Consider the following 19514-nt stretch of genomic DNA (forward strand, 5'->3'; position numbering starts at 1 on the left):
CTGACCGCGGGAGCCTCGGAGGTGGCGTCCACGCTGATGGCCGGGGAGCGGGCGCTGAAGGTGCTGGCGCTGGTCGGGCGGATCGAGGAGGAGGGGACCGCCCTCGGGACCGCCGTGCGCGGGATCATGGAGGTCATCCGGGGGGTGGAGCGGGCGCTGAAGGCGCTGAAGGAGATCCGTGGGGTCGCCGAGGTGGCTCGGATGGCCAAGGGGGGCATGGAGTTCACGGCGTTCCAGACCCTGTTGGAGGATCCGGGGGCGTTCAAGGACCCGGAGAAGCTGGCTGGTCTGTTGGCCGAGGGCGCGGTGATGGGCGTCGGGTTCGGGGTGCTGGGCAAGGCACTCGGCAAGGGGCTGAAGGCGCTGGGGCCCGCGGCGCTGGCCAGGCTCAGCAAGTCGATGGGGCTGGACTGCGCGGCCTTCGAGCGGCTGAAGCTGAACCCGGGATTCAACAAGCTGCCCGCCTCGATCCGCAACCTGATCAAGACGTTTGTGCGGGACCCGATCGACGTGGCCACCGGTGACATGGCCCTGTCCCGCACCGACGTGTCCCTGCCGGGCGTGCTGCCCCTGGTTCTGGAGCGCACGCACATCTCCTCGTACCGCTTCGGCGGCTGGTTCGGGCCCAGTTGGGCCTCCACCCTCGACCAGCGCGTCCAGGCCGACGAGGAGGGCTTCGTCTACGCGGCCGCGGACGGCGCACGTCTCTGCTTCCCGGCCCCTGATCCCGACACCGGCGAACCCGTCCGACCGAACACCCCCGGCTCACGCCTGTTGCTGTCCTGGGACACCGAGATCGACGGCGGTATCCGCGTTCACGACCCCGACGCGGGCCTGGACCACGTCTTCCACAGCCCTGTGCCCGCGGCCGACGACACGGCCGTCGACCTGCCGTTGCAGTACATCCAGGACCGCAACGGCAACCGCGTCACCATCGAGTACAAGACGGGCGACATCCCCGCAGCCGTCGTCCACTCCGGCGGCTACCGCATCGTTCTCGACCACGACCCCGCTCGCTCCCGCATCACCGGCCTGCGTCTGACGGACCCCGCCCACCCGGACCGGCCCGGCACCACCCTGGTCACCTTCGGCTACGAGGACGGCCACCTCACCGAGGAGACCAACTCCTCCGGCCTGCCGCGGCGTTACACCTACGACCCCGAAGGCCGCATCACCTCCTGGACCGACCGCAACAACACGACCTACTGGTACCGGTACGACGACCAAGGCCGAGTCACCGCCACCGGCGGCACCGGAGGCGCCCTCGCCTCCGCCCTCGCGTACGACGAGGCATCACGCACGACCCGCGTCACCGACTCCCTCGGCCACATCCGCACCTACGAACACAACGAGGCGCTGCGCCTGATCCGTGAAACGGACCCGCTCGGCAACCCCACCCGCCAGGAGTGGGACGGCGACCTCCAACTCGTCTCGGAGACGGACCCGCTCGGCCGCACCATCCGCTACGAACGGGACGAGAACGGACGGGTCGTTTCCGCCGGCCGACCGGACGGCCGGACAGCTCAAGTCACGTACGGCGAACTGGGGCTGCCGGTGACCGTCGTCGGCACGGACGGCAGGCAGTGGGACTGTGCATACGACGAGCGTGGAAATCTGACCTCTGCCACAGCTCCGTCGGGAGCCGTGAGGAAGTCCGTCTACGACCGAGCGGGCCGCCTCACCAGCGTCACCGACGCACTCGGGCACACCACCCGCATCCAGTCCAACGCCGCCGGAGTTCCCGAACACATCACCGACCCGTGCGGAGCTTCGACCCGGCACACGCTGGACGCGTTCGGCCGTCCCGTCACACTCACCGACCCGCTCGGCAACGTGACTCGCCTGGAGTGGACCGTCGACGGGAAGCCGGCTCGCAGCACCGCCGCGGACGGCACCACCGAGTCGTGGACCTACGACAACGGGGGAAACCGCACCAGCTACACCGACGCCACGGGCGCCGTCTCCCGCTTCGAGTACACGTACTTCGACCTGTTGTCGGCGCGTACCGGCCCGGACGGCGTTCGGTACGCCTTCGCCTACGACACCGAGTTGCGCCTGACCGGGGTCACCAACCCCCAGGGTCTGACCTGGAGGTACGAGCACGACGCCGCCGGACGACTGGTCACGGAGACAGATTTCGACGGCCGCACCCTGACCTACACCTACGACGCGGCGGGACAGCTCACCAGCCGCACCAACGTGCTCGGCGAGACGATCCGCTTCGAACGTGACGAACTGGGCCGGACAACCCTCAAGGACGTGGCCGGCCGGCAAACCACCTACGCGTACGACCTGACCGATCAGCTTGCCCGGGCCACCGGTCCGGACGGCACCACCTTCACGCTGCTCAACGACCGCGATGGACGCCTGAGCGCGGAGACGGTCAACGGCCGCACTCAGACCTACACCTACGACATCCTGGGCCGCCGGACCAGCCGCACCACCCCCACCGGCGCCACCACCACCTGGTCCTACGACGCCACCGGCCGCCCCACCGGGATGCAGGTCTCCGGCCGCAGCATCGACTTCGCCTACGACGAAGCAGGCCGGGAGCTGACGCGCCGCATCGGCGGGACAGCCACTCTTGAACACGGCTTCGACGCCCTGGGCCGCCTGACCACCCAGTCGGTGACCCGAGCGGACGGCCGCACGCTACAGCACCGGTCCTACAGCTACCGTGCCGACGGCTACGTGACCAGCATCGACGACCAGCTCGACGGCACCCGCCACTTCGACCTCGACCCGACCGGCCGCGTCACCGCAGTCCACGCCCACAACTGGACCGAGACCTACGCCTACGACAACGCCGGCAACCAGACACACGCCACCTGGCCTGCCCAACACCCCGGAGGCGAGGCCACGGGCGCCCGTACTTACACCGGCACCCGGATCACCCGCGCGGGCAACGTTCGCTATGAACACGACGCCCTCGGCCGCATCACCCTGCGGCAGAAGACCCGACTGTCCCGCAAACCCGACACCTGGCACTACCAATGGGACGCGGAAGACCGCCTCACCCAGGTCATTACCCCCGACGGCACCCGTTGGCGCTACACCTACGACCCCCTGGGCCGCCGCACCGCCAAACTCCGCCTCGCGACGGACGGCGAAACCGTCGCGGAGCGCGTCGACTTCACGTGGGACGGCGCGACACTCTGCGAACAGACCACGCAATCCGCCGACCTCCCGAACCCCGTCACCCTCACCTGGGATCACCAGGGCCTCAAACCCATCGCCCAGACCGAACGCATCACCGCGGCCGATGCACCTCAACAGGAGATCGACTCCCGCTTCTTCGCGATCGTCACGGATCTCGTGGGCTCTCCCCGTGAACTCGTCGACGAACAAGGGGATATCGCCTGGCGCGCCCGCAGCACCCTCTGGGGCGCCACCACCTGGAGCAGCGATGCCACCACCTACACCCCCCTCCGCTTCCCCGGGCAGTACAACGATCCCGAAACCGGCCTCCATTACAACTACTTCCGCCACTACGACCCCGAAACCGCCCGCTATCTCACCCCTGACCCCCTAGGTCTCAGCCCCGCCCCCAACCCCAACACCTACGTCCACAACCCGTACACCAGGACCGATCCACTCGGTCTCGAAGAGTGCGGCGAGGACCTGATCTCGGTCTACCGCAAACAGACCGACCACCCATTGAGCCAGCGGATTCACATCGGTGAGAACGGCGAGGTGACAATCACCGGCAAGGGCAAGCTCTATCTGAACATGAGCGGCAATATCAAGCACACATTGGAATACCGGGGTGACGACGGTCAGATCGTCACCTTCAAGATCCCCGAAGACTATCTGATCAAGATCCGTGAGTCCGCTCTGCCGCAGAACAAGGATGATCATCCTGATGGTGACGCCTTCACCCGCACGGAATGGAAAGGCCTGCTCCAGGAGTACCCGGAAATCTCCGATCCGACCAAGGGGAAGGACCTCTACGGGATCCCGGCCAAGCTCCTCGATGAACTCCGCGACAACATCATCAAGGGCTCCGGAGATGTCGTACAGGAAAGATAGGATCGTGCGATGATCCACAGTGAGGAGAGTGTCGCCGCCGAACTGGACCGCGTTCGGCAGCGCCCCGCGACCGAGTCGGCTCCGCCGGTTCTGGCCGCTTTCACCGTCGATGTATTCGAGGGGACGACCCCCGAGGCGTACGCGCTACGCGTACGTCACGTTCTGTCGGCTGCCCTCCACCTCGCCTGCACGGCGGAGTTCGGTGATGAAGACCTGCCGACGGACGAGTTCCCCGACTGGTTCAAGGCGGTCTCGGTCCGGGACGGTGAGGCGCCGTCACAGGAATTCGCCGGACGCGGCCGCACCGCGTACGTGGACCGTAGCGGTGGAGGCCCTTGGTCGTTGCAGAACTGGATCTATCGGTTCGACCCGGAAGAGGATTCTCGCGGCTGGGAGTTCTGGGACGTCGTCCGGGTGGGGCCGTCGCGGCTCCGTGTCTGGGTCGACAGTTGGGGGGAGTCCTTCTTCGGCTCCCTTGAGCTGCTGTGGCTGCTGTACGTAGCCGGTGCCACACACGTCGAGGGACCGGAGGTTCACAAGGCGGGTACGTGGGCGTCCGAGGTGCGCGGTCGGTGACGGAGGCAGAGCAGGTCCGAATCGTGCGGGGCGGCATACGCCGATTCCACGATCGCGGTGTATCAGGCATATCCGGCTCGGCCCGGAAGCTGAACCAGGAAACAATTCTGCGGATCGACATGGAACGGGCCGGGTTCGAACGGGCGCTGGCGCACGCGGCCCTCAGCCACTTCCAGCCTGGTGTGCACGAGGACCGGGCCCAGGCCGGGAAGTCGCTTGTAGGGTGCGAGTCGCCCCGAAGGGGAGGCCGGCCACAGGGGGGGGCATCACAATCAGCAGTGCGGCCCTGGCCTCAGTCAGAGCCCCTCGCCTCGCACCACCATCGCGATGACCGCCCCCCGCCATCGACCACACGGCGGCGGTTTCGAGTCCTCCGCTTCCGAAGGTGCCTCCGAGCGTCGTCGCGCTGTAGTAGCCGCCGTACGTGGCGAGCATCATCAACGCTCCGTCACGGATAGCGAGTTCCCGACTCAGGATCAGCCCGTCGGCGACGAGTGGGTATCCCCGCCGTCCACCGGTGCGCCGCTCACCTCACGCCGCTGAATCCGCAGGGCGCTCGCTCCGTCCGTGTCTGCGTCTTCGAGGTCCAGCGCCTTCCGTGCAGCGTCTCGCGCTCGAGGTCCTGGGAGGACGAATCGGCGAGGGCGTAGTCATCACCCGACCCGACCGGACGTGGCCCGACCCGACCCGACGTCCCATGCTGCGACAGATGCCGTAAACAGATGTCGATGACGCCTCGGTGCGGCGGGCCACCCCGGGGGGGGTGGTCCGCCGCACCAGTGGTTCAGGTCCCGCGTATCTGCGGCCTGCTCTTGGTCAGCGGAGGCCGAAGGCCCGGATCACGGTCTGTGCGACCGCGTTGCCGGCGCTGTCGTGGGCGTGTGCCCGCAGCGAGACGAACCGGGCCTGCTTCGGGGCGGACAGCCCGAACCGACCGTCATGTCCGCTGGTGATCTTCCGCCAGGTGCGGCCGTCGTCGTAGGACACCTCCAGGGTCACCGCCGACAGCTTGCCTGCGCCCACGGCACCCGGGAGTTGGGTGGCCGATGCCGTGAGCGTCGTGTTCCTGGCGGTCTTCCCGGCCGCGTCCGTGCTGACGGCGTACTTGATCTGCGGCAGCGGCAGGACGGCCTGTTCGTCGCCCGACGGGGCTTTGGAGGCGAAGTCCCACTCGGTGTGCGTCGTGGGGGAGTACGGGCTCACCGTGCTGTCCCGGCCGGCGTCCAGGACGAGACGGTAAGGCAGCTTGCCGGCACCGGGTGCGTCGGCCTGCACCATGGTGTTCCCCGCGTTCTGGGCCAGTTGGGTGTCACCCTGGTACAGCGTGAGGGACTGCCGTGTGCGCTCGTAGTCCATGGACATGCCGACGTGGTCCGAGCCGCCCCAGGCGGGGACGTCGAGGGTCAGCCGGCTCCCACTGCGGGTGGGCGGATGGTAGTTGTCGTTCAGGTACGGGCGCTCGATGGGCTTGAACCACTCCTGGGTCTGCGTGCTGCCCGCCCGGTAGGTGGAGCGCGGCTCGATCTCGTAGAGCAGGTCGTCGACGTACGCCTCCTGGCTCCAGGAGTATCCGGGTCCGGTGGAGACCCAGTCGACCCGCTGGGAGTTCATCGGCTCACGCATGGTCGTGCCGATGCCCCAGGTGCTGTTGTAGACCGGCCAGTCGAAGCGGAACTCACCGCCGCCCAGGGTCGGGTCGGGGCTGTCGAAGGTGACGTTCACCCGCGCGAGGTTCTTCGGGCCGCCCTGGACGACCAGGTGGTCCGGGATCTGGTTGTGCCACGTCCACATCAGGTCGTACACGTAAGGGCTGACCGGCTGCGAGTCCACCGAGAGCGCCGCCCCGTGAGCGGAGGCCTGGCCGAGGAGCTTCTCGCCCTCGTCCGTGCTCAACAGCGCGACGTCGATTTTGGCGGGGGTGTGCGTCCACTCGTCGTCGCTGTAGCTCCGGAACCCTCGCCCGGGTGTGTTGTTCACGACCAGCAGGAGCCTGGCGCCGGCCTTGATCGCCGCGATGGCCTGGTCGGCGTCGCTGATCGTGTCGTTGCGGCGGACGACGACCGCCTTGCCCCGCGCGTCCACACCGGCGTAGTCCGCGTTCGTGCCGTCGCCGGCGGCCACGAGCGGAAGCCTGTAGTGGCCCGGGGACAGCGGGGTGACGTCCTGTTGCCGGTGGGCGTCCGTGAACTCGGTGGTCTTGGTCGCGATGGCCAGTGCCGGCTGCTCCTTGCGCCAGCGGGCGCCGAGGTAGAAGTCGCCGTGGGTCACCTTGTGCGTGGTGGGCTGGGCCCACAGGCTGTCGTAGTTGGTCTGGGTCTCCATGTAGTCGCGCCACAGCTGGCCGCCCATCGAGCGGGCGTACTCCAGGCGCTGGTAGGTCGCCTCGGTCCGCTGCGGCGTGGTCATGTCGATCCGCTCGATCTTCGTGGCGTCCAGGGTGACCGTGGCGTCGTGGTCCATCACGACCTCGGGGTCACCGAGCAGTGCCATCCCCATCGAGTGCGGGCCGTGGATGCCCTGCACGGCCTTGAAGGACAGCACCGAGTAGACGTCGTTCGGGAGGTACATCTGGGATGTGCCGGTCTCGTCGACGAGCCAGAACTGGGGCGCGTCGTCGCCGGACCGCAGCAGTTCGATGACCCCTGACATGGGCTTTCCGTGTGCGTCCTTGAGGACCACGGTCAGCTTGTGGGTGACGTCGCCCAGCGACACCGCCGTGTGGGTGACGACCTTCCCCGCGGTGTCGGCCGCGACGACCTGGCCGCTCCAGCGGCCGTTCCCCGTCGCTTGGGAGCCGTCGATGGTGACCGTGACCTCGGCGGTGCCGTGCGCCGGCACGACGACCTCGGGGGCGGACAACCGGAACATTCCCGCGGGGGCGTTCGGGGCCTGAACGGACAGGTCGAGGGTGACCGGAACGGCACCTGTGTTGGTGTACGTGACCGGGCGTTTCACGGCGTCGGACGCACCCGTCGTCACCTGGCCGGCGAACGCCGTCGCGGAGGCGAAGACGTCGGCGCTCAGCGCCGACGGGACGTCCACCCGGCCGCTGCCCGCCTGGAAGGCGTCGTACTTGGGCGTCTGCTTCGAGCTGCTCACCAGGAGGTCCTTCAACTGGGAGCCGGTCAGCCCGGGGTGCGCGGCCGCGAGGAGGGCCGCGGCGCCCGCGACATGCGGGGTGGCCTGGGACGTCCCGCTGAACGTCAGGTAGCTGCCCTCGCCGAACGGCGAGTACTGGGAGCGTGCCGCCAGCACGTCGACGCCGGGCGCGCTGATCTCCGGCTTGAGCCCGCCGTCGACGCGCGGGCCCTGGCTGGAGAAGTAGGCGATGTCGTCCGAGGAGTCGACGGCTCCCACGGTCAGGGCGGCGTCAGCCGCGGCCGGGCTGCCGATGCTGTGGTCCGTACTGGTATTGCCCGCGGCGACCACGAACAGGGCCCCGGTCTCGGCGCTGAGGCGGTCGACCGCCGTGCTGAGGGGGTCGGTGCCGTCGGACGGTTCCGAGGAGCCCAGGCTCATGTTGATGATGTCCGCGTGCTGGTCCACCGCGGCCCACTCCATGCCGGCCAGCACCCAGGAGTCCTGGCCGGAACCCTCGTCGGAGAGCACCTTGCCGATGTGCAGGCGCGCGCCGGGGGCGACGCCCTTCTCCTTGCCGTCCGACGCGGCTCCGGTGCCGGCGATGGTGGACGCGACGTGGGTGCCGTGCCCATGGCGGTCCGTCACGTCCTCGTCCGGGACGAAGCTCTGCGAGGCCGCTATCCGGCCGGCCAGGTCAGGGTGTTCGGCGTCGACACCGGTGTCCAGGACGGCGACGTCCACGCCCTGCCCGGTGTCACCGGCCTGCCACGCCTGCGGTGCGCCGATCTGGGCGGTGGACTCGGCGAGGTCCGCCTTCACGACACCGTCGAGCCAGATGCGGGCGATGCCCTCGCCGAAGGCCGGTCTGCCGGACGCGGAGGCGGCTGCCGTGGTCCTCGAGCCCGACGCAGGCGCGGAGGTGACAGCCCGCCAGAAGTCCGCCGACCGCTCCCGGTCCTCGGCCAGCGCGGCACCCTGGACACTGCCGAGGGCCCTGACCCGGGTAGCGCCCTCGGGGGTAGCGGAACGCAGCCCTGTGGCGGCTTTGCTGTCGTACGAGACGATCAGCGGCAACTGATCGCGATGTGCGTCGTCGTAGCCGTCCGCGACGAGCCGGCTGATGTTGAACAGGCGCCTGTCCAGCGTGCCCGCCGCCAGGTAGGGGAGAACGGAGTCGGGGTAGACGTACAGGTCGCCGTTCGTCTCCATGATGTGCGCCTGGGCTTCCGCCCCGGCGGCACCACGCACATCGACGGTGCCGCGGCCGGCACCGGACTGCCGTGTGACAACGACGTCACCCGTGATCAGGGTGACCGAGTGGATTCCCGGCGGCACGTCGCGCTGCGCGGCGGGAGCGTCGGAGCCGTTGGTCGTGGCTGCCGCGGCGTGGGCGGCGGACAGGGCGGCGGGTTGGGCCAACGACAGGAGGGCGGCGCCGGCGACGGCGAACACACTCCAGCGTCTCGGTGATGATCTCAAGGGATTCCCTGACTGTTCCGTGGGGCCGGGGGCAGCCCGCAGGCGATTCATGGCTGAAGTGACGGATCGGCGGGAGGGAGAAGGGGGAGAAGAGGGAGGGAGAGGGGAGGGGAGGGGAGGGGAGAGGGGAGGGGAGAGGGGGAGGGGGAGCCGATGGCCGATCGATCGTGAGGGTTCTGGGATCGCGGCAGGCGTGGACGATCAGAGTTAAGGCTTGTGGCGGGGAGATGTATAGACCAGGCTCGTGTCTGATATCGCCAGCTGGCGAATCGCGCCACTGCCGGCCCGACGGCCCGCCGGGAGGTGACGACGAGGAGGATGCCCGGTGCTCGACGCCCTTGGGATCAGCGAGTTCGACGAGCGGGTCTACCGCACCTATCTGGCCGAGCCGGACCGGACGGCGCGGGAGATCGCCGAACACCTGGGCGCCACACCCAGCCGGATACACCACGCGGTGGCCCGGTTGGTGGAACTGGGCGTGCTGCGAAGAGAACGACACGGCGAGTACCGGCCGGTCAGCCCGCGGACCGCGTTGAGCGCCCTGCTCGCCAGGCGCCGGGCCGATACCGAGGCGGCGTTCACCGCGGTGTGGGACGCGGTCGACGACCTGGCGAGTGAGTACCGCGCCAACCGGCTGCAGGGGGATCCGACCGAGCTGGTGGAGGTGATCTCCGGTGAGGCGGCGGTCACGCTACGGGTGGCCGAGCTGACCCAATCGATGCGCACCCACTTCTGGGTTCTTGACCGGCCTCCGTACCTGGGCCCGTACAGCGTCGAGTTGGAGGAGACCTTCACGATGGAGCTGCTGGGCCGCGGCCTCGACATACGGTCCGTCTACACCCCGGAGGGGCTGGAGCTGCCTGGCCGATTCGAGCTGATCACCCGCCTGGCCAAGCTCGGCGAGCAGGCCCGGCTCCTGCCGTCTCTGCCGTTCCGGCTGCGGATCATGGATCGTCGGGTCGCGCTGGTCGCACTGATCGGAGGACAGTACGACAAAATTGCCGTCGTCCATCAGTCGGGTCTGCTCGATGCGATCCTCGAGCTGTTCGACGTCTACTGGCAGCGGGCTCAACCCATCGCCTCGACGGCCCCGGAGACCCCCGACCAGCCGAGCACGGACGATCTCCTGCTGCTGAGAATGCTGCAGGCGGGCTACAAGGACCAGGCGATCGCCCGGCAACTGGGGACGAGCGCGCGCACCGTGACCCGCCGCATCGCCGCGATCGCGGACCGGCTCGGCCTCGATACCCGCTTCCAGCTGGGCACCGAAGCCGCCAAGCGAGGCTGGATCTGAGTGAACGCTCAGGTGTGCATGAGCCGGTCAAGTGCGCTATGGGGTCCATAGGTTGCGTAGCCCAGTGATCTGTCCGACGCCCGATGGGGCTTGATCGAAGCGACGTTGACAACCTGGAGGGAAGCCCGGCTCGATCGCGGGCCCACCGGAAAGCCGGCATCCGTCGAACTCCGCGATGCATTGAACGCGGTTCTCGGCCAGCCACTCGGAAGGAAGACTGAACTGGCAAGCAAGAAAAGGGAGTTCGATCGTAGGATGTGCCGCGACTGATCCCCGCCCGGTTGAAGGACGTACGCGACTCATGAGCGACCCTGTGACGACGCCCGAGCCGGCGGACCAGCAGAAGATCGACACGTCGGTGCCGCACTCCGCCCGTATCTGGAACTACTGGCTCGGCGGCAGGGACAACTACCCCGTCGACGAGGCGGCCGGTGACGCGTACACCGAGGTGTTTCCCGGGATCGTCACCATCGCCCGCTCCAGCCGGGCCTTCCTGCGTCGCAACATCGGGTATCTCGTCTCCGAGGCGGGCATCCGGCAGTTCCTGGACGTCGGCACCGGGCTTCCGACCGCGCAGAACACGCACGAGGTCGCCCAGGGGCTCGCTCCCGAGGCGCGGATCGTCTACGTCGACAACGATCCGATGGTGCTCACCCACGCCCGTGCGCTGCTCTACTCCACCGACGAGGGCGCGACCGCCTACATCGATGCCGACGTGACGGATCCGGACCGGATTCTTGAGGCCGCCGCCAGGACGCTGGACCTCGGTCGTCCCACCGCGCTCATCCTCAGCAACATCCTGGGCCATGTCGCCGACTACGACCAGGCCCGTTCCATCGGCACCCGGCTGATGGGCGCCCTGCCCTCGGGCAGTTACCTCTCCATCAATGACGGGTCGCGTGGCATCGACCCGGTCTTCGAGCAGGCCCAGGACGCCTACAACAACAGCGGCGCCGTTCCGTACAACCTGCGCTCCATCGACGAGATCACCGCGTTCTTCGACGGTCTGGAGCTTGTCGAGCCCGGTGTCGTCTCGGTGACGGAGTGGCGGCCGGAGCCCGGTTCGGGCGCCCCGGAGGTCATCGCCGAGCACGGTGGACTCGCGCGTAAGCCGTAACGACAGGAGTGGTGCGGTCTGCGCCCGCTGGCACAGGACAGGAAGAACAGCGCCAGGTGGCGGTGCACGCGGGAAACGCTGTGGTCTTAGGGGCAGCTGGTGCTGGACGGGCCCCTGCGCCGCAATGGGCTACTCCACTACGCACAACCTTCCGGAAGGCCGCCGGTCTGAACAGACACACACCTACGCGAGCTACCGGGGGTAGTCATGCGACGGATAGGTACTGCACTGGCCGCGATGACGCTGGCGGGCGGCGGTCTGTTGGCCGGCACGGTTCCGGCGGTGGCCGCGCCGACGGCCGTGGACTGTGCCGTGACGTGGGGAAGCCTGGACAAGGCCGGTGACTCTGCTGCCTCCAGGCGACTGGCCGACGTCAGGGCCGGACAGCACGAGTGCTTCGACCGGCTGGTCTTCGACGCCCAGGGCACGGCGGCCGACCCGATCGGCTACACCGTCCGCTACGTCGACGTACTGCACCAGGACCCGAGCGACGTCGTGGTGCCGATCAAGGGCGGAGCCATTCTGGAGATCTCGCTGTTCGCCCCGCGCTACGACCCGGCGACCGGACAGCCCTACCCGCCGCTTCCTTCCGTCAGCGTCACCGGGTACCGGACCTTCCGGGAGTTCAAGGTCACAGGTGGCTCGGAGGGTTACACCCAGGCCGGACTGGGCGTCCGCGCCCGGCTGCCGTTCCGGGTCTTCCAGACGGCCAACCATCTCGTGGTGGACGTGGCTCACACCTGGTGACCCCGCACGGCCGGGGTGTGTTTCCACCAGGGCCGGCAGGGAGGAGAGCCGGTCGGCTTCCGCAGCGGGCCGGTCGCCGGGGTGGCGACGACCCGCTCGGGTGCGCTGCTGACCTTCTGGACTCCGAGCATGGTCTGGAGCTCGTCGAACCCGGTGTCGTGTCGGGGACGGAGTGGCGGCCGGGGCCGGTTCGGGCGCTCCGGAGGTCGTCGGCGAGCACGGTGGGCTTGCGCGGAAACCATGACGGCAGGAGTGCGCGGCCCAGGCGGACGGGAAGGTAGCGGGTCGGCGGTGTCGGTCAGGCCACCGCGCTCAGCGTGTCCGCCAGGCGGCGCCTGGCCGCGCGGGTCGCCGGGAGGGCGGACAGGGCCGCCGCGCCCAGGACCGCGGCCGTGCCGAACACGGCCAACAGCACCACCGGCGGGCCTTGTGCGATGCCCGCCCCGATACCGCTCGACCTGCCCTGTGTGTTGATCAGCCAGCGGGCGAGCGGGGCGCCCAGGGCCGTGCCCGCCAGGACCGCTGCCAGTGCGGTGCAGGCGGTGGCCGTGACGGTGACGCCCGTGATCTGGCGCGGGGAGAGGCCGATGGCTTTGAGGGCCAGCAGGTCGCGTTCGCCCTCGCGTACCGTGCCGCCGATGGTGGTGAGGAGTTCGATCAGGCCGATCAGGGCGAGGACGGCTATCACGCCGGCCGCCACTCCGCGCAGCGGTGCGAGTCCGTCCGCCGGGTTGGTCACGGTGTGCACGTCCAGGCGGCCGTCTCCGGCTGCGGTCAACCGACCGGCGGCCTGGCGCACGTCGGTGCCGGGGCGCAGGCGGACCTGGTACAGGGTGGGGGCGAGGGCGGGGTCGTTCTCGCGCAGGGTGTCCAGGGACGTGGAGATGACCCGGCCCGCGTTCTCCGTCTCGATGCTGCGGCCCACGATGTGCAGGATCTGCGGCTGGTTGCTGACGGTGATCCGTATCCAGGTGCCGACGCGCACGTCCAGCAGGTCGAGCAGGCCCTGGCCGGCCACTGCCTCGTCGGTGCGGCGCGGGGGGCGGCCCTCGGCCAGGGCGTACGGGTAGGGGTCCCGTTGGGTGCCGAAGCCGCGCAGGGCGATCGTGGCGTTCTGTCCCGGAGCCAGCGCGGCCACCTCGACGCCCGGATAGGCGGCGGTCACCTGCGGGTCACGGGCCAGCAGGGCGCGGGTGTCCCGGTCGTCGAGGCCCGCGTCCGCGTGGACGGTGAGGGCGGCCGGGAGGCCGATCCGGCCGGGTTCGCTGTGGAAGCGGCTGATGGTGGTCCACGCGCTCATCGCCACGACGATGAGGAGGAGGGGCAGGGCCAGCCGCGCCACGGTCGTGAGTGAGCGTGTCCGGCGGGCGAAGGCGGTGTGCCAGCCCAGGACCAGGACGGGGGGTACCCGCAGGCCCAGTGCGCGCCGGGCCAGGGCGGAGAGGTGTCCGGCGGACTGCGGGGCGATGGCGGCGGCGCCGCGGATCGACGGGAGCGGCGTCGGGACCGGTGGTACCCGCCCCGCCCGCCAGGCGGCCAGTCCCGTCGTCGCGGCGATGAACAGCATCGCGCCGGCCGGGATCGCGACGAGCGTCACCGTGTGGCCGGGCAGGCTCTGCCAGAGGGCGATCGCGTCGCCGAGGCGGCCGGGGAGTCTGCTGCCCAGGGACCGCGTCAGCGCGGCCGCGGTCACCGCGCCGAGCAGCGCGTACGCGATGTGCTGGAGGAGGAAGACGCGGACTACCTGCTCCGGGGTGAAGCCGATCGCCTTGAGGATGGAGATGTCGCGGAGATGGCCGCGGATGCGGGTGGTGATCGCGCCGTGGACGGCCAGGCCCGCGGCTATCAGTGCGCCCAGTCCGAACAGGCCCAGGACCTGGCCGAGCAGCCGGTTGTCGCCCTGTGCCTCGGCGCGCGCCTGCTGCCAGGTGGCGACCTCGCCGATCACGCCGGAGCCCAGGACGGTCACGGCGCGCTGCACGGGGAAGTCCGTGTCGTCGGGGTTGGTCAGGCGCAACCCGATGACCTGGCCGTTCGGGGTGTGGACGACGAATGGCGGGGCCCAGACGAGGCCGGGCTGCTCGTCCGGGTCGTAGCGCGGTTCGGCGCTGTCGGCGATGCCGAGCACGGTCACCGTCCGGGCGGTGCCGAGCAGGGTGAGCGTGTCGCCGGGCTCGGCGAGCAGGGCGCGGGCCAGATGGCTCTCCAGGACCACGCCGTCGGGGTTCGCCGGGTCGAGCCAGTGGCCGGAGGCGAGCAGCGGGCGGCCGATCGTGAGGTGCTGGGGGGTGGCGCGGAGTTCCACGGCGGCGCGGGTGCCGTGGGAGGTGAGAGTGGTGGACTCGGTGGCGTACGGGCCCGCGACCGACTCCACGCCGTCCAGCCCACGGAGCTTTTCCAACTGCGCGGATCTGGCGGTGTGGATCCACACGTGCGCGCCGCGGCTCTGCTCGAAGACGCGCTGCCAGGGGTTGGTGGCGTAGCCGAACAGGGCCGTCGCCAGCAGCAGGGACAGGACGATTCCGACCGTGGCCAGCACCAGGAACAGTGCCTCGCCGCGGTGCGTGCGCAGATCGGAGTGCGCCCAGCGCAGGGTGGCCCGCATGCGCCTCAGTCCCTCGGGGGGACGTCGTACGTCCGCATGTCGGCCCGTCAGTCCGTCAGTTCCAGCACGCCGGATATTCCGGTGCCGCGGGTGGGCGTGCCGTCGAGTTCCGCGTCGTCGGCTATCCGGCCGTCGAAGAAGCTGATCACCCGGTCCGCGGCGCTGGCCAGCCGGGCGTCATGGGTGACCAGCAGGATCGTCTGGCCGCGGGCGTGGAAGCGGGACAGCAGCCGCATCACCTCGCGGGTGCCCTTGCTGTCCAGGCTGCCCGCGGGTTCGTCGGCGAGGAGCAGCGGGGGATGGTTGACCAGGGCGCGGGCCAGGGCGACGCGCTGCTGTTCGCCGCCGGACAGTTCGCCGGGCAGGCTGCGGTCCTTGCCGTCCAGGCCCAGTTCGGCGAGGAGTTCCATGCGTTTGGTCCGTGCTTGCTTCGGGGGGACACCGGCGAGCAGCGCGGGCAGCTCCACGTTGTCGGCGACCGACAGGTTCGACACCAGGTTGAAGAACTGGAAGACGATCCCGATCCGCTTGCGGCGCTCGACGGCCCAGCGGGCCTCGCTCCAGTCGTCCGCGCGGGTGCCGTCCAGCCAGACGCTGCCGGCGTCGGGCCGCTGGAGTCCGCCCAGCAGATGCAGCAGCGTCGACTTGCCGGCCCCGGACGGACCGGTGACGGCGACGAACTCGCCCGGCCGCAGGGAGAGGTCCACCCCGCGTACGGCACGGGCGGGGGCGCCCTCGCCGTGGTGTGTCCTGACCAGGCCCTCGGCGCGCAGCGCGAGCATGGCCGGACCCCCGGCGCGCAGCACAGGAGCGGGAGCGTCACTCAATCCGGCTCCTCCAGTCATTCCAGTTCTTCCAGTCCTGCCAGGTCTTCCAGTTCTTCCTGGCACCGTTCCAGCCAGTCGAGGTCGGCCTGCAGGTGCAGCATCGCGCCCTCGATCAGCAGATGCGCGATCCGGTTGTCGCGGTTCTCGGCGGCGGCCAGCTTCGACAGGCTGCGCATGGTGGTCAGGTACTGCCGCCGCTGCCGGTTGATCAGGGCGATCTGGTCGGCGAGTCCGGTCCGCGGAGCGAGCGCCAGCTTCATGAAGAACTCGTCCCGCACCCGGGGCTCGTCCTCGGGTTTCTCGAACCAGGCGCGGAGTTCGTCCTGCCCGGCCTCGGTGAGGCGGTAGACCTTCTTGTTGGGCCGGCTGGACTGCTCGACGTCCTCGCCCTCGATCAGCCCCTGCTTCTCCAGACGGCCCAGGGTCACATAGACCTGGCCGACGTTCGGCTGAGGGTACGCGGAGCCCAGCAGTTGCTCAAGGTCCTGCTTCAGCTCGTAGCCGTGGGCCGGACCGCGCGCGAGGAGTGCCAGGAGGGGCAGGCGCACGTGTGCAGTCCTCCTGTCTACCGATTGTGCTCCGCACCCTAGTATCGCCCATACCTAACAGGTATACATGGCCTCCGACTCGGGGTGAAGGTGCCCCGTGCGGTCGCGGTGCACAGGGAGGAACCTATGCGGTGGTTGCGTGCCGCGGGTAGGGGTCTCCTGGCTCTGGTCGTGGTCATGACCGGTTACGTCGCCTCGGGGGCCCACCCCGGACAGGGCGGCGGCGGCCGCGGCCCGCTGACCGTGGCCACCGCGGGGGACCTCACGGGCTATCTCGGCCCGCTCCTGGAGGGCTGGAACCGCACCCACCCGGGCGAGCGGGTCACCCTCGTCGAACTCCCCGACTCCGCCGACGAGGCACACGCGCAGATGGTCACCGACCTGCGCGGCGGCGACCGCAGCCGGTTCGACGTCCTCAACATCGACGTCGCCTGGACCTCGGAGTTCGCGGCGGCGGGCTGGATCCGGCCGCTGCCCCGCGACCGTTTCCCGCTGGGCACCTTCCTGCCGCGGGTCGTCGACACGGCGACCTACGACGGACGGCTGTACGCGGTCCCGTACGTCACCAACGCCGGCCTGCTCCTGTACCGCGCGGACATCCTCGCCGAGGAGGGGGTGCGCCCGCCGCGCACCTGGGCCGAGCTGGAGCGGGACGCGAAGACCATCGCGCCGAAGTACGGACTCGGCGGCTACGCGGGCCAGTTCCTGCCCTACGAGGGGCTCACCGTGAACGCCGCCGAGGCCGTCTACTCGGCCGGCGGCACCATCCTCGGGGACGAGGGCGCCAAGGTCACCGTCGACTCCGCGGCGGCCCGCGAGGGCATCGGGTTCCTCGCCCGCGGGGTGCGGGAGGGCTGGATTCCCAAGGCCTCGCTGACGTACACGGAGGAGGAGTCCAAGCAGGCCTTCCAGGACGGTCACCTGCTCTTCCTGCGGAACTGGCCGTACGCGTACGTCGGCGCCTCGGCCAAGGGCTCGGCGGTCGCCGGCAAGGTCGGCGCCGTACCGCTGCCCGGACGCGACGGGCCGGGGACCAGTGTCCTCGGCGGCTCCAACCTGGCCGTCAACACGCACGCCCGGCACCCCGACTCGGCCGCGCGGCTGATCGCGTACCTCACCAGCGCGCCCGTGCAGCGCCAGGTCCTCACCCGCGGCGCGCTGCCGCCGGTGCGCGCCGCGCTGTACGACGATCCTGCGCTGATCCGGGAGTTCCCCTATCTGCCGACGCTGCGCGCCAGCGTGCAGACGGCCCGGCCGCGCCCCAAGAGCCCGCGCTACGACCAGGTCAGCCTGGTGGTGCAGGCCGTCGTGCACGACGCGATGACCGGGCACGAGACGCCCGCGGCGGCGGTGCGCCGACTGGCGCGGGAGCTGGCCGCCCTCTCCGACCGATAGTCCGGTAGTCACCTGTCGCTAGTTACGTGTTAGGTAACGCCACGGTCTCTTCTGTGCCCTTCAGTGGGCAGTATTTCCTGATATGGCAACCCAACTCGGCAGTAGCTTTCGCCTTACTCGTTGACACCTTCTCGACACGTCTACTTAACATGCATGCATAACGGCTGCCCCTCGCAGAGACAGGTCAACGGGTTGAACAAGCACCCTTGGTGGCGTGACGCAGTGATCTACCAGGTGTACGTCCGCAGCTTCCTGGACAGCACCGGCGACGGCATCGGCGATCTGGCCGGCGTCCGGGCCGGGCTGCCGTACCTGAAGAAGCTCGGTGTCGACGGGATCTGGCTGAGCCCCTTCTACCCCTCGCCCCAGCACGACCACGGCTACGACGTGGCGGGCTACCGCGACGTGGACCCGCTCTTCGGTGACCTTGCCGAGTTCGACCTGCTGACGGCGGCCGCCCGGCGGCTCGGCATCAGGGTGCTGCTCGACATCGTCCCCAACCACTGCTCCGACGAACACCCGTGGTTCCGGCAGGCCCTCGCCGCAGCACCCGGCAGCCCGGAGCGCGGCCGCTTCCACTTCGCCGACGGCCGGGGCCCCGACGGTTCCGAGCCGCCCAACAACTGGCACTCCATGTTCGGCGGCCCGGCCTGGACCCGGGTGACCGAGCCGGACGGCCGGCCCGGACAGTGGTACCTGCACATGTTCGCGCCCGAGCAGCCCGACTGGAACTGGCGCACCCCCGAGGTCGCCGCCGAGTTCGACCAGGTGCTCCGCTTCTGGCTCGACCGGGGCGTCGACGGCTTCCGCATCGACGTCGCCGCCGGTCTCTTCAAGCACCCCGAGCTGCCCGACTCCCCGGACCCGGAGGCCGACGCCCGCACCCGCGACTCGGTCAACCCGCTGGCCTGGAACCAGCCCGAGGTGCACGACGTCTGGCGGCACTGGCGGGCGGTGTGCGAGGAGTACACGGCACGCGACGGCCGCGAACGCCTCCTCGTCGGCGAGGTGTCGGTGCCCACCGCCCGCGACCACGCGCTGTACGTCCGCCCCGACGAACTCCACCAGGCCTTCTTCTTCGACCTGCTGAGCGCCCCGTGGAACGCCGACGCCTTCCGCAAGGTCATCGGCGAGGCCATGCAGGACATCGCCGGCACCGGCTCCACGGTCACCTGGGTCCTCAACAACCACGACCAGGTGCGCACGGTCACCCGCTACGGCGAACCCACCCCCGAGGGCAGCGGACTCGGCGCCGCCCGGGCCCGCGCCGCCGCCCTGCTGATGCTGGCGCTGCCCGGCGCCGCCTACATCTACCAGGGCGAGGAACTGGGCCTGCCCGAGGTCGTCGACCTGCCCGACGACGTGCTCACCGACCCGATCTTCCGGCGCACCGGCAGCCGGGCCCGGATCCGCGACGGCTGCCGGGTCCCGCTCCCGTGGTCCGGGCAGGCCTCCCCGTTCGGCTTCACCTCCGGCGCCGAAGGGGCCCGGCCCTGGCTGCCGCAGCCCGACTACTTCGCCGAGTACGCCACCGACCGCGCCCTCGCCGACACCCGCTCCTTCTGGCACCTGTACCGCGACGGACTCCAACTCAGGTCCCAGCTGCCTCAGTTGGGAGACGGCCCACTGGAGTGGCTGGACACCCCGCCCGGCGTCCTCGGCTTCGTCCGCGGCGACGGCCTGGTCTGCGCCGTCAACTTCGGTACGGCACCCACCCCCGCACCCGTCTCCGGCACCCCCCTGCTCGCCAGCGGCCCCTGCCCCGCCGGAGTACTGCCCGGCTCCACCGCCGCCTGGTGGATCAACGACCTCTGAC

12 protein-coding genes and 1 pseudogene are annotated in these 19514 nt (G+C 70.0%); 9 read left to right on the forward strand and 4 right to left on the reverse strand.

Annotated elements, in window-relative coordinates:
* From AB0D59_RS45950 to AB0D59_RS45960, 3 genes are all read left to right on the forward strand, one after another.
* The coding region (locus AB0D59_RS45950; RefSeq protein WP_362577703.1) for a DUF6531 domain-containing protein at positions 1 to 4029 on the forward strand (4029 nt) is incomplete at its 5' end.
* 9 nt (positions 4030 to 4038) lie between these two features.
* The gene (locus AB0D59_RS45955) at positions 4039 to 4605 is read left to right on the forward strand and encodes a hypothetical protein (protein ID WP_362577705.1); all 567 of its coding nucleotides are present in this window, start codon (positions 4039 to 4041) and stop codon (positions 4603 to 4605) included.
* Positions 4606 to 4628: 23 nt separating this feature from the next.
* Positions 4629 to 5063: a DUF4291 family protein gene (locus AB0D59_RS45960; RefSeq protein WP_362577823.1), complete on the forward strand. Its 435-nt coding sequence runs from the start codon at positions 4629 to 4631 to the stop codon at positions 5061 to 5063.
* 358 nt (positions 5064 to 5421) lie between these two features.
* On the opposite strand, the gene AB0D59_RS45965 is transcribed toward AB0D59_RS45960, so the two are convergent.
* A complete protein-coding gene (locus AB0D59_RS45965) occupies positions 5422 to 9138 on the reverse strand; it encodes a S8 family serine peptidase (protein WP_362577707.1) in 3717 nt (1238 codons plus the stop codon).
* A 352-nt stretch (positions 9139 to 9490) separates the two neighbouring features.
* On the opposite strand from AB0D59_RS45965, the gene AB0D59_RS45970 reads away from it, so the two are divergent.
* The 4 genes and pseudogenes from AB0D59_RS45970 (at position 9491) to AB0D59_RS45985 (ending at position 12323) form a co-directional block, all read left to right on the forward strand.
* Positions 9491 to 10459, forward strand: coding sequence for a winged helix-turn-helix transcriptional regulator (locus AB0D59_RS45970; RefSeq protein ID WP_362577709.1), 969 nt, complete (start codon positions 9491 to 9493; stop codon positions 10457 to 10459).
* A 69-nt stretch (positions 10460 to 10528) separates the two neighbouring features.
* Positions 10529 to 10654 (forward strand): annotated as a pseudogene (locus AB0D59_RS45975) (IS5/IS1182 family transposase); the annotation flags it as partial.
* Positions 10655 to 10760: 106 nt separating this feature from the next.
* Positions 10761 to 11576 (forward strand): SAM-dependent methyltransferase, encoded by an 816-nt coding sequence (locus AB0D59_RS45980; RefSeq protein WP_362577711.1) that lies wholly within the window; start codon positions 10761 to 10763, stop codon positions 11574 to 11576.
* 237 nt (positions 11577 to 11813) lie between these two features.
* Positions 11814 to 12323: a hypothetical protein gene (locus AB0D59_RS45985; protein WP_362577713.1), complete on the forward strand. Its 510-nt coding sequence runs from the start codon at positions 11814 to 11816 to the stop codon at positions 12321 to 12323.
* Positions 12324 to 12621: 298 nt separating this feature from the next.
* On the opposite strand, the gene AB0D59_RS45990 is transcribed toward AB0D59_RS45985, so the two are convergent.
* The 3 genes from AB0D59_RS45990 to AB0D59_RS46000 are packed head-to-tail and all read right to left on the reverse strand — an operon-like array spanning position 12622 to position 16303.
* Positions 12622 to 14928, reverse strand: a complete 2307-nt coding sequence (locus AB0D59_RS45990) for an FtsX-like permease family protein (RefSeq protein WP_362577715.1) — start codon at positions 14926 to 14928, stop codon at positions 12622 to 12624.
* 47 nt (positions 14929 to 14975) lie between these two features.
* Entirely contained in the window at positions 14976 to 15710 is a 735-nt protein-coding gene (locus AB0D59_RS45995; protein WP_362577825.1) for an ABC transporter ATP-binding protein, read from the reverse strand.
* Between the two features lie 59 nt (positions 15711 to 15769).
* Positions 15770 to 16303, reverse strand: coding sequence for a PadR family transcriptional regulator (locus AB0D59_RS46000; RefSeq protein WP_362577717.1), 534 nt, complete (start codon positions 16301 to 16303; stop codon positions 15770 to 15772).
* Positions 16304 to 16429: 126 nt separating this feature from the next.
* Here AB0D59_RS46000 and AB0D59_RS46005 point away from each other — a divergent pair, with 126 nt between their 5' ends.
* Both AB0D59_RS46005 and AB0D59_RS46010 read left to right on the forward strand, forming a co-directional pair.
* Positions 16430 to 17698, forward strand: coding sequence for an ABC transporter substrate-binding protein (locus tag AB0D59_RS46005; protein ID WP_362577718.1), 1269 nt, complete (start codon positions 16430 to 16432; stop codon positions 17696 to 17698).
* 153 nt (positions 17699 to 17851) lie between these two features.
* Positions 17852 to 19513 carry a glycoside hydrolase family 13 protein gene (locus AB0D59_RS46010; protein ID WP_362577720.1) on the forward strand — a complete coding sequence of 554 codons (1662 nt, stop codon included), beginning with the start codon at positions 17852 to 17854 and terminating at the stop codon, positions 19511 to 19513.
* Position 19514: the final 1 nt, after the last annotated feature.

This window comes from Streptomyces sp. NPDC048417, from assembly GCF_040651615.1.
GTDB lineage: Bacteria > Actinomycetota > Actinomycetes > Streptomycetales > Streptomycetaceae > Streptomyces.